At 73.1% G+C, this 3,349-nt stretch carries 3 protein-coding genes and 1 pseudogene; 2 read left to right on the top strand and 2 right to left on the bottom strand.

All coding sequences use genetic code 11. From position 1 onward, the window contains the following. Positions 1-1,160 (bottom strand): NADH-quinone oxidoreductase subunit D (locus ACFW2E_RS11355; RefSeq protein WP_384464889.1); only part of this gene is annotated, 1,160 nt, incomplete at its 3' end. Positions 1,161-1,191: 31 nt separating this feature from the next. Here ACFW2E_RS11355 and ACFW2E_RS11350 point away from each other — a divergent pair. Together ACFW2E_RS11350 and ACFW2E_RS11345 are read left to right on the top strand one after the other, a co-directional pair. Then, positions 1,192-1,695: a PH domain-containing protein gene (locus tag ACFW2E_RS11350; protein ID WP_384464886.1), complete on the top strand. Its 504-nt coding sequence runs from the start codon at positions 1,192-1,194 to the stop codon at positions 1,693-1,695. Further along, a complete protein-coding gene (locus tag ACFW2E_RS11345; protein WP_384464884.1) occupies positions 1,692-3,023 on the top strand; it encodes a PH domain-containing protein in 1,332 nt (443 codons plus the stop codon). Before ACFW2E_RS11350 ends, ACFW2E_RS11345 begins: the two co-directional genes overlap by 4 nt. A gap of 20 nt (positions 3,024-3,043) precedes the next feature. Here the strand turns inward: ACFW2E_RS11345 and ACFW2E_RS11340 are convergent. Next, a pseudogene (locus ACFW2E_RS11340) lies at positions 3,044-3,349 on the bottom strand (hypothetical protein); the annotation flags it as partial.

Raw genomic sequence — 3,349 nt, 5'->3', positions numbered from 1 at the left:
TCTCTGTCTTTTTGGTGTTGGCCCCCCCCCACTACTACCCGCGACCCCAGGATCGCCACCATGTCGGCGACCAGCGTGCCCGGCAGCAGCTCGGTCAGGGCCTGGATGTTGTTGTACGAGGCCGAGCGCAGCTTCAGCCGGTACGGAGTCTTCTCGCCCTTGCTGACCAGGTAGTAGCCGTTGATGCCGAGCGGGTTCTCGGTCCAGGCGTAGGTGTGGCCCTCGGGCGCCTTGAGGACCTTCGGGAGCCGCTGGTTGATCGGCCCCGGCGGCAGTTCGGCGAGCCGGTCGAGGCAGGCGTCGGCCAGGTCCAGGGCGTTGTGGGTCTGCTCCAGGAGGCACTCGAAGCGGGCGAGGCAGTCGCCCTCGGTCCGGGTCACCACCTTCAGGACGTCCTGCAGCTCCCCGTAGGCGAGGTACGGCTCGTCGCGCCGCAGGTCGAAGTCGACGCCCGAGGCGCGCGCGATGGGCCCGCTCACGCCGTACGCGTGGACGGTCGCCGGCGTGAGCGCCCCGACGTCCCGGGTACGCCCGCGGAAGATCTCGTTGCCGAGCACCAGGTCGTCGAAGACGTCCATGCGCGAGCGCACGGCGGCGACGGCCGCACGCGCGCGTGCGGCCCATCCGGCCGGCAGGTCCTCCTTCAGGCCGCCGACGCGGTTGAACATGTAGTGCATGCGCCCGCCGGAGACCTCCTCCATGACGTTCTGGAGGACCTCACGCTCCCGGAACGCGTAGAAGACCGGGGTGATGCCGCCCAGCTCCAGGGGGTACGACCCCAGGAACATCAGGTGGTTCAGCACCCGGTTCAGCTCGGCGAGCAGCGTGCGCGTCCACACCGCGCGCCCGGGCACCTCCATGCCGAGCATCCGCTCCACGGCGAGCACCACGCCCAGCTCGTTCGAGAACGCCGACAGCCAGTCGTGGCGGTTGGCGAGCATGATGATCTGCCGGTAGTCGCGGGCCTCGAAGAGCTTCTCCGCGCCCCGGTGCATATAGCCGATCACCGGCTCCGCGTGGAGGATGCGCTCGCCGTCCAGCACGAGCCGCAGCCGCAGCACACCGTGCGTCGAGGGGTGCTGCGGGCCGATGTTCAGCACCATGTCGGTGCTCTCCGCCGCGCCGCCGATCCCGACCGTGGTCTCCGTCGTAGGAGTCATGGACACAGTCTCCCCTACGTAGGCTGGCCGCATGGAGACGGGGAGCCCGCAAGGTGCGCAGACCACGGGGACCGAGCCGGACTGGACCGGGCTGCCGCCCGGCCTGCTGCGCATGAGACGGCTGTTGCTGGTGGTGTGGCTGGGGCCGGTGACCCTGGCCGTCGGGCTGCTGCTGGGCGCGTTCGCCGGGCCGGCCTGGTCCGGCCTCGCGCTGCTGCCGCTGGCCCTGATGGCGTGGGGCTGGGTGCTCCTCGGCCGCAACTGGCGCTCCTGGCGGTACGCCGAGCGGGCCGACGACCTGCTGATCAGCCGTGGTGTCCTGTGGCACGAGGAGACCGTCGTGCCGTACGGGCGGATGCAGCTCGTGGAGGTCAGGTCCGGTCCGGTCGAGCGGCACTTCGGGCTGGCCGGCGTGCAGCTGCACACCGCTGCCGCGGCCACCGACGCGACCATCCCCGGCCTCGATCCGGCCGAGGCGGAGCGGCTGCGCGACCGGCTCACCGAGCTGGGCGAGGCCCGATCGGCGGGCCTGTGACGGCCCCGGGCATCGAGGACGGCGTGCGGGGGCCCGCCGTGACCGAACGGCGGCTGCACCCCATAACGCCGTTCCGGCGCGCCTGGGCTCCCGTCGCGGTCATCGCCGGCTGGGCGGCGCACGACCCGGACCAGGCGCAGGCGCAGCTGACCAGGCTGACCACGACCATGCTCCTGGCCGGGCTCGCCGTCCTGGTCCCGGCCGCCTCGCTCTACGGGTTCCTGTCCTGGTGGTTCACGTACTTCGCAGTGACCGACAGCGAACTGCGCATCCGTACGGGTCTGTTGTTCCGGCGCACCGCGCACATCCGGCTGGAGCGCATCCAGGCCGTCGACGTGACCCGGCCGCTGCTCGCGCGCGTGGCGGGTGTCGCGAAGCTCAGGATCGACGTGGTCGGGGCGGACAAGAAGGACGAACTGGCCTTTCTGGGCGAGGACGAGGCCCGCGCGCTGCGCGCGGAACTGCTCGCGCGTGCGGCCGGTTTCGCGCCCGAGACGGCCCGCGAGGTCGGTGAGGCACCGGCGCGCGAGCTGATGCGCCTGCCCGGGCGCGAGCTCGCGGTCTCGCTGGTGCTGACGGGCGCCACCTGGGGCTCCCTGCTCGCCGCGCTCGTCGTACCGCCGGTGCTGTGGCTGGCCACCCACCGCGTGGTGACGGTCCTCGCCACCGGAGTGCCGCTGCTCGGCGCGGCGGGCGCGCGCAGCGCGGGACGGTTCGTCGCCGAGTTCGACTGGACGGTGGGCGAGTCACCGGACGGGCTGCGCATCGACCACGGCCTGCTGGACCGCACGCACGAGACGGTGCCGCCGGGCCGGGTGCAGACCGTGCGGATCGTGGAGCCGCTGCTGTGGCGGCGGCGGGGCTGGGTGCGGGTGGAACTGGACGTGGCCGGGTCCTCGAACTCGGTCCTGGTGCCGGTGGCACCCCGCGCGGTGGCCGAGTCGGTCGTCGCGCGTGTGCTGCCCGGGGTGACCCTGCCGCCGCCCGGGTCTCCGGCGCGGCCGCCGCGGCGGGCCCGGTGGTGCCTGCCGCTGTGGTGGCGCGGGCACGGCATCACGGTCCTGGACACCGTTTTCGCGGCGCGGCACGGCCTGTTCCGCCGGAGGCTCGCCCTGGTCCCGCACGCCAAGGTCCAGAGCGTACGGCTCACCCAGGGCCCCTGGGAGCGTCTGTGGCGGCTCGCGGACGTCCATGTGGACACGGGGGCCGGTAAGACCGTGACGGCCCGGCTGCGGGACGCTCGGGAAGCGGCGGAGCTGCTTCGGGGGCAGGCGGAACGGTCACGTACGGGGCGCAGGGACGCCCCGCCGGACAGGTGGATGGCCTGAGGGGCCCGTGGCGCTCCGGTTCACGAAGCGGCGCTGCGCAGCCCCTGGATGTCGATCTGCTCCGTCTCGTCGTGGGCCGTCAGGTCGATGACCTGGCCGACACCGACACCGCGCGACTCCTCGTCGGCGGGCTTGTACGCCGCCTCGGCCTCGGCCTTGTGCACGGCGAGCGCCTCCGGGCCGACCACGTCCGCGAGGTCCTCGTTCTGCACGGCGTCCAGCGCACCGGCCGCCGAACCCTTCTGGGTCCCGAAGAAGTCGAACCCGCCGGTGACCAGCGGGCGCGGCATCGGCGCGGCCGGCAGGACCGCCACCGCGGTCGGCAC

Origin of the sequence: Streptomyces sp. NPDC058964, from assembly GCF_042741275.1 — a bacterium.
GTDB lineage: Bacteria > Actinomycetota > Actinomycetes > Streptomycetales > Streptomycetaceae > Streptomyces.
The sequence above is the reverse complement of the archived record's forward strand: the minus strand, read 5'-3'. Positions and strand labels throughout refer to the sequence as shown.

Excerpts from the sequence above, each read along its gene's own strand:
- ACFW2E_RS11350 (WP_384464886.1), top strand. The coding sequence starts at position 1,192 with ATGGAGACGGGGAGCCCGCAAGGTGCGCAGACCACGGGGACCGAGCCG.